Annotated in this window: 7 protein-coding genes; 4 read left to right on the plus strand and 3 right to left on the minus strand. The window is 33.4% G+C overall.

Features of this window, described 5'->3' with window-relative positions; translation table 11 throughout:
- Positions 1–63: 63 nt before the first annotated feature.
- The 3 genes from ACJAZK_RS11015 (at position 64) to murI (ending at position 2,485) form a co-directional block, all read left to right on the plus strand.
- A complete protein-coding gene (locus ACJAZK_RS11015) occupies positions 64–1,098 on the plus strand; it encodes an OmpH family outer membrane protein (RefSeq protein WP_415224011.1) in 1,035 nt (344 codons plus the stop codon).
- A 33-nt stretch (positions 1,099–1,131) separates the two neighbouring features.
- Positions 1,132–1,641: an OmpH family outer membrane protein gene (locus ACJAZK_RS11020; RefSeq protein WP_415224012.1), complete on the plus strand. Its 510-nt coding sequence runs from the start codon at positions 1,132–1,134 to the stop codon at positions 1,639–1,641.
- 64 nt (positions 1,642–1,705) lie between these two features.
- A complete protein-coding gene (gene murI, locus ACJAZK_RS11025; protein WP_415224013.1) occupies positions 1,706–2,485 on the plus strand; it encodes a glutamate racemase in 780 nt (259 codons plus the stop codon).
- Positions 2,486–2,593: 108 nt separating this feature from the next.
- On the opposite strand, the gene ACJAZK_RS11030 is transcribed toward murI, so the two are convergent.
- The 3 genes from ACJAZK_RS11030 to ACJAZK_RS11040 all read right to left on the minus strand — a co-directional run bounded on the left by ACJAZK_RS11030 (position 2,594) and on the right by ACJAZK_RS11040 (position 6,216).
- The gene (locus tag ACJAZK_RS11030) at positions 2,594–3,109 is read right to left on the minus strand and encodes a gamma carbonic anhydrase family protein (RefSeq protein ID WP_415224014.1); all 516 of its coding nucleotides are present in this window, start codon (positions 3,107–3,109) and stop codon (positions 2,594–2,596) included.
- Between the two features lie 109 nt (positions 3,110–3,218).
- Positions 3,219–3,953 (minus strand): LytR/AlgR family response regulator transcription factor, encoded by a 735-nt coding sequence (locus ACJAZK_RS11035; protein WP_415224015.1) that lies wholly within the window; start codon positions 3,951–3,953, stop codon positions 3,219–3,221.
- A gap of 97 nt (positions 3,954–4,050) precedes the next feature.
- Complete coding sequence (locus tag ACJAZK_RS11040) at positions 4,051–6,216, minus strand: histidine kinase (protein WP_415224016.1); 2,166 nt, start codon at positions 6,214–6,216, stop codon at positions 4,051–4,053.
- Between the two features lie 321 nt (positions 6,217–6,537).
- Between ACJAZK_RS11040 and ACJAZK_RS11045 the strand changes: the two genes are divergently transcribed.
- Positions 6,538–7,459: SIMPL domain-containing protein (locus ACJAZK_RS11045; RefSeq protein WP_415224017.1), on the plus strand; the 922-nt coding region annotated here is incomplete at its 3' end.

A 7,459-nucleotide genomic window follows, 5' to 3' on the forward strand; every position in this document is an offset into this window, starting at 1 on the left:
ATCGTAATTTAGTCTGTCGTTTTAAAGTTTATAGCAATTATCATAAATAATAAAATTATACAGATGAAAAGTAAAGTTCTTTTTTTAGTGGCCATAATAAGTCTAATGAGCTTTGTTTCCCATGCACAACGTGGTGTTAGAATAGGTTATATAGATACTGAATATATCTTAGAGAATATTCCAGAATATCAAGAAGCGAACTCTCAGTTAGAATCTAAAGTTCAACAATGGAAAACAGAAATTGAACAACGCCTCAATACAATTGATTCTAAAAAGAAACAATTAAATAGTGAAAGTGTTCTATTAACAAAAGAGTTATATGAAGAGCGTTTAGAAGATATCTCTTTTGAAGAAGCAGAGATATTAGATTATCAGCAAAAGCGATTTGGACCAAACGGAGATTTGATGATTCAAAAGAAACAGTTGATTCAACCAATTCAAGATCAAATTTTTTCTGCTGTTCAAGAAATTGCAGGTGGTAAAAAATATGATTTCATTTTTGATAAATCTGCAGACGTCGTGATGTTGTATTCAGCAGAACGTTTTGATCTCAGTGAGCTTATTATTAGAAGTATTACTAGATCCTCTAAACGAACACAAGCAAATTCAAGATCTGAACGTAAAAAAGCGGAAAAAGAAGATGTAGTGCCTGTTGTAAACAAAGAATTAGATGAACGTAACCAAGCTATCGAAGATAAAAAAACAGCTCGAGAAACAGAAATAGCCAAACGCCAAGAAGCGCAATTAAAGCGAAGAGATTCTCTTAAAGCTGCTGCTTCTACAAAACGTCAACAAATATTAGACGACAGAGCCAAAGCTAAGGCAGAAAGAGATAGTATGAGTGGCAAAACAGTGCCAATAGCAGAAAAAAGTGAAAACGCTAAAAAACAAGATTCAACTCAAGCTAAAGCAAGCACAGGGACAAAGACACCAGCCCAAATAGCAGAAGAAAATAGACAACAAAAATTAAAAGATCGAGAAGACCGCAAAAAAGCACTTGAAGAAAGAAAACAAAAAATAATAGAAGCCAGAAAAAAAGCAAAAGAAGAACGAGAGGCGAAAGCAGCAGAAAATGACTCCGTTCCCAACGATAACTAAAAACAATAATTATAACACGTAACAAATTTAAAAATGAAACACTTAAAAACACTTTTATTAGCAACTGTACTATTTGTTGGAACAACAAGTCTTGTAAAAGCACAAAATAAAATTGCTCATATCAACACGACAGAGTTAGTACAATCTATGCCTGATATGAAAAAAGCCCAAGCAGAAATTGAAAGATTATCTAAAACTTACGATGCCGATTATAAAATGATGGTTACTGAGCTCCAAAACAAAGTAACACAGTACAGATCTGAGGTTGAAACAAAAACTGAAGAAGAAAATACTAAACGTGCTCAAGAAGTTCAACAAATGGAACAAAGTATTCGTGAGTATCAAGCAGGTGCCCAAGAAGATCTTGGCAAAAAAGAAGCAGCTCTATTAAAGCCAATCTTTGAAAAAGCTAAAACTGCAATTCAAACAGTAGCTAAAGCTCAAGGTTTCCAATATGTATTAGACTCTACTCAAGGTGGTGGGGTATTAGTTGCAGATGGAAAAGATCTTTTAGCAGATGTAAAGAAGCAATTAGGCTTCTAATAAAAATCTAAAATAAATCACAAGGAAGCCACTTTTAAACGAGTGGCTTTTTTATTTTTGTTACATGAGTAATCGCGCCATAGGTATTTTTGATTCTGGAATTGGAGGCACATCCATTTTCAAGGAAATCCACGCGCTATTACCCCATGAGAACACAATTTACTTAGCAGATAGTAAAAATGCACCTTATGGTAATAAGTCAAAAAAGGAAATTATTGCTTTAAGTATCAAAAATACGGAGTTACTATTAGGAAAAAACTGTAAACTTATTGTTGTGGCCTGCAATACTGCAACTACTAACGCTATTAAAATACTTAGAGAAACTTATAACGTTCCGTTTATTGGTATTGAACCTGCTATCAAACCTGCTGCACTTAATACTCAAACGAAAACAGTAGGCATTCTTGCTACCAAAGGCACTTTGAGTAGCGAATTATTCCATAACACTACAGATCTTTACACCAATGGAATTAATGTGTTTGAGCAGATAGGGGAAGGTATTGTTGAATTAATAGAAGAAGGGAAAACAAATAGTGATGACATGAGATCATTATTAGACAATTATCTAAAGCCAATGCTTCAAGCCGACATTGATTATCTGGTTTTAGGTTGTACACACTATCCCTATTTAATGCCCTTATTGCTAGAGATGCTTCCTAAGCACATTAAAATTATAGATTCTGGTTTGGCGGTTGCCAGGCAAACCAAAGCTGTTTTAAGACAACATGATCTTCTTAATATTAGGTCTCAAAACACTGAAAATGTTTTTTATTCCAACGGAAATGTAACTGTCTTGGAAACGATTTTAGAACATAAATTTACGGTGAATGCGTTAGACTTTTGAGAATTCATATTTCCGAAGAAAATTTATTTTACCATTGAAAAGGAAATGAAGCTGAAGAATCTCAACTTATAAACAGAGTCTTCGTTACGCCCAGTATCCTATTTTCAACTATTCTTTAAACCAACTAGAATAGGCTACATAATTATCGGCAATGCGATTGATCTCGCCAGAAATTAATTCTTGGCTTATATCCTTGACTTTTTTAGCTGGAACTCCTGCGTAAATACTTCCAGATGCTACAATAGTATTTTTAGTTAGCACTGCGCCTGCTGCAATAATACTATTGCTTTCTATAATACAATCATCCATTATTATGCTTCCCATACCAATAAGAACATTATCGTGAATGGTGCAGCCGTGAACTATCGCGTTGTGACCAATAGAGACATTATTACCAATAGTTGTAGGTGATTTTTGATAAGTCGCATGAATGACTGCACCATCTTGTATATTAACCTTATCTCCTATTTTAATAAAATGCACATCGCCTCGAACAACGGCATTAAACCATATACTACATTGTTTTCCTACGAAAACTTCGCCAACGATAGTTGCATTCTCGGCGATATAACAATCGTCTGAAATTTGTGGATGTTTTCCTTTTACTGATTTTATGATTGGCATATATTTTCCTTTGAAAAAATGAATCTCTTATAATGTTATGAGATTTCCCTTTTGATTAGACTATGTTTTGATTTAACTACTATGAGATTCCTACCTTCGCAAGACTGTATTACTTGAAATAAGACAACAAATCCGATTTCTTAGATGCTGATACACTAATTTCTTTTCCATTGCTCAATACTACGCTACCACCTTTGCCTTTAATGTATTTAGTTACTTCATTAACATTGACCAGATAGCTTTTATGTACTCTTGCAAAACCGCTTTTGGAAAGTGCGTCTTCAAAATACTTTAATGTTTTACTTACGAGTTTCTTTTTATTAGTGTTGAGATAGATTTCTGTGTAATTATCATCTGCCTTGCAATACATGATATCTGAAGTTTGTAAAACTTCAAATCCGTTTTGTTGTGGGATGGTAATTTTACCATGTACGGTATTCATTTTTGGCACCAAAACTTGATCTTGTAGTGCATCTTCTTTGGTTCTAATCTCAGTCACATAATCTACGGCTTTAATCAATTCATCTATAGAAATAGGTTTCATTAAATAATACGAAGCATGGGCATTTAAGGCATCTATCGCATAATGATTGTAAGCAGTCACAAAGACTGTTTCAAAATTAATATCTCCTACTTTGTCTAACAAATCAAACGCATTACCATAAGGCATCTCTACGTCTAGAAATACTAAGTCTAGTTCTGTGTTCCTAATTAAAACTAAAGCCTCTTCTACATTAGCAGCTTCTCCTAATATATCTACATCTGGACAATACTTATTCAGATAATTCCTTAAAATTTTTCTGCTTGTTTCTTCGTCTTCTACGATTATTGATTTTAGTTTCATAGTAAATTTCTTTTCATTCTTAATTAATTATCTCGCAAAGTCAGAGAGTCCCATCTACTTTTATACAGTATAAGAAAAACTCAAACTAAGCACTTTTTTAATCCTTTTTTAAAGACACCACCACCTTAGTCCCACAATCTTCTCCCGCAGAATTATCATCAATAGACACATCCACCTTATCTTTATACATATCGTTGAGAATAGCCACGCGTTTTTTGATGTTACCCATTCCTTTTGATTTTTGCTTCAGTTGATTTTCGGTTTTTGAATCTTTAGAACGTGTTCGTCCAATTCCGTCATCTGCTACAGTAATTGTTATTTCGTTAGCACTCTTTTTAGCTACGGTGATTTGTAGATGGCCTTTTTCAGTCTTATAACGCAACCCATGCCACACCGCATTTTCAATATAAGGTTGCAGTAGCATTGGCGGAATTTGATACTCACCAACCACCACATTTGCATCAACCGTGATATCATAATCAAACTTATCCTGAAATCTAAAATGCTCCAACTTGGTATATAAATCTAAGAGTTCAATTTCTTTTTGTAACGGAATAAAATCTTCTTCGCTATTTTCTAAGACGGCGCGCATTAAATGGGAAAAATCTGATAAATATTTATTCGCAGTGCGTTCATCATTACTAGATATAAAGCTATTAACCGAGTTTAAGGCATTAAAAATAAAATGTGGATTCATTTGACTGCGCAAAGATCGTAAAGCCAGTAAGTTGTTAGCTAAACGTTGTTGCTTGATGTATTTGTACATGAAAAACGCTGTAATGGTCAATAACAATAAACCTGCAATCAATGAATAAATAATTAATTCTTGATTTTTACTGCGCTCACTTGCCAGACTAGAGTTAAGCTGTCGATCACTTTCTAAACTCGTGATTCTATTTTGTTGTGCATCAATATTACGTCTAAAACGATCGGCTTGAGAAAGCTCTTGCTCACGCTGTATATATAATTCATCAACGACTAGTTTATAAGCTTCAAAAGTTAATTGTGCGTTTTCAAAATCACCAGCATCCACATAAACATCAGAGAGTTTCCGTGTGGCATCTTTTTTCACCACCAAATCACCTTTCGCATCTGCTTCTTCTCTACTCTTTTCTAAATAAGGGATCGCATTTGCATAATCCTTTTGCAAGAAATAAGCATTTCCAATTTTATAATTCTGCTTTTGAAGTGTGAGAGCACTTTCATTTTCAATAATAGAATCGCGTTCTACATCTTGTACATCCTCTACAATTTCTTTTCTAAGTTGAATTTCTTCGGAATAGTTACGATTGCGGTTATTAAATTCTGCTACCGTTTCTTTTTCTTCTAGGGCACGTTTTTTAGACCCTTTTTCAGCAAGATTAAGAGCGTTACTAAAAAACTGTCCTGCTTTTTCAGTACGACCATTACTATTATAGGCCTGAGCTATTTTTGAATTGAGGTCAACAACTTTCGGTTTTATTAGATGGGTATTAGCAATTTCAAGCCCTTTTTTATATGCGTTTATAGAAGATTCGTAATTTTTGATACTAAAATAAGTATCACCCAATCCCTCATATAAAGACACCAACTGATAATTGCTTAATTGCTTTTTATCTATCGCTTTATAAGTATCGATACTTTCTTGATAATTTTTATGACGTTCATAAGCTTTTGCCAATCCTAATTTTGCCTCGTTAGATTCTTTATTTTGGAGACTTACTCTATAGTTTGTGACTGCCAAATCATATTGTTTCCAATGCATATACACTTCGGCTAAGACCATATAAGCCTCTGCATTTTGTCTCTGTGAGGTGCTTTGAGACAAAGCTTCTCCAGCAAATTCTATACTCTTACTAACATCTTGTTTTTTATATTTTATTATAGAATCAACTAAAGCATTAAACGTATTAATATCTTCTTTAAACTTTGAGTTAGATTGTTTTTGTCTGGTTGCTGGTTCTACTTCTACGGTAATACGATCATCATCAATAATAGTATAATAAACGGTTTCAAAATCTTTGTGCCTAATCACCAATTCATCTCCTTTTCTAGCTCTTATCATAAAAGCACCATCAATACTGGTCATGGTATACGCACCACCATTAACTTCAATATTCACTTTTGAAATTGGCTTGTAAGTATTACTTTCTCTAACCGAGCCTCTAATGATATATAGAGGGGATACCTTTTTCTCGTAGGTCTTATCATCTTGTTGTGCAGTTATCGTTCCAGAAGAAAAAAGCATCAGTATCAAAAAGCTATATGTAAGTAATCGTTTCATGTCTAATATGTATTGTCCTTTAACAATTGCAGGCTATTCGCTATCAAGTATTCCTTTAGGTAATACCGTTTTAGCATGCTCGTTTCACCATATGCTAACAAAAGTGAATATCTATTATTATTTAACGGAATAAACTTACATACTTTAATTGATAAAATAAAACGGAAGATATCCCTAATAGACCGTTTCAAACTCAAAATATACTGTCTTACTCATTTACCAATCTACTTACCTAAACCAAACGACCACTTTACTCATTCTTGTTTTTTTTCAAATTAAGATGCTTATAGATTTACAGTCTTAATCAAAAACAATCAAATAATGAAAAACTATGTCCTTAGCGCCTTGCTAATTGTTACTTGCGCCTTATCTATTTGTGCGCAACATAAAGGGAATTATGATCAAATCTCTAGACAGAATGTATTACACTCTGGCAATGCCACCATCTACAACCCAACTGTACAGCAGCAAATCAATAAAACTCTAAATCCGAGTAATCAAGTTTTTATAGATGTCAAAGCTTTACAAAATGTTGAAGCCACGACCTATACTGCTATTTTTAATATTTCTCAAATTGGACCAACAGCCGATAGTACTAACCTTTTAGTCAATCAAAAAATTGACGCCATTAAAAGTCAATTAAAAACAATTGGAATTACAGATGACGATTTTGCTGTTGATGTGATTTCGTTTGTTCCTAACTACGAAATTGAAGTACAAAAAAAGCTATTTAGTAAAACCTATACTGAAGTTCCTAACGGATTTGAACTACAACAAAATTTACACATTCAGTTTACTAAAACCAATCAGTTTGAAACCATTTTAACTGCCTGCGCCAAAAATGAAATCTACAATTTGGTAAAAGTTGACTACTACATAGAGAATATTGCTGAAGTCTATAAAAACCTACAAACAAAACTATTAAAACTCATTGAAGAGAAGAAAGCATATTACAAGATTTTAGGTTTTGATTTAGCAGACTATAATGTGGCTATTGCAGATGACCAATACTGCTATTTCCCCAAAGATTTTTATCAAAGCTATCAAGCCTTTAACAGCGTTTCATTTGAAGCTATTAACAAGAAAAAAGGAGTTACTAATGTCAAAAAGCAAACCTCGTATTATTATCAACCACTGTCTTATGAAAATTATGATGTGATAATAAACCCGTCAATTTTGGAGCCTGTGGTGCAAATTGGGATGAATATACGATTACAATATTCACCGAAACCTAAAGAAGCAA

The organism is Psychroserpens sp. (assembly GCF_047633235.1).
GTDB lineage: Bacteria > Bacteroidota > Bacteroidia > Flavobacteriales > Flavobacteriaceae > Psychroserpens.

Excerpts from the sequence above, each read along its gene's own strand:
- ACJAZK_RS11015 (WP_415224011.1), top strand. The coding sequence starts at position 64 with ATGAAAAGTAAAGTTCTTTTTTTAGTGGCCATAATAAGTCTAATGAGC.
- ACJAZK_RS11020 (WP_415224012.1), top strand. The coding sequence starts at position 1,132 with ATGAAACACTTAAAAACACTTTTATTAGCAACTGTACTATTTGTTGGA.
- murI (WP_415224013.1), top strand. The coding sequence starts at position 1,706 with ATGAGTAATCGCGCCATAGGTATTTTTGATTCTGGAATTGGAGGCACA.
- ACJAZK_RS11030 (WP_415224014.1), bottom strand. The coding sequence starts at position 3,109 with ATGCCAATCATAAAATCAGTAAAAGGAAAACATCCACAAATTTCAGAC.
- ACJAZK_RS11035 (WP_415224015.1), bottom strand. The coding sequence starts at position 3,953 with ATGAAACTAAAATCAATAATCGTAGAAGACGAAGAAACAAGCAGAAAA.
- ACJAZK_RS11040 (WP_415224016.1), bottom strand. The coding sequence starts at position 6,216 with ATGAAACGATTACTTACATATAGCTTTTTGATACTGATGCTTTTTTCT.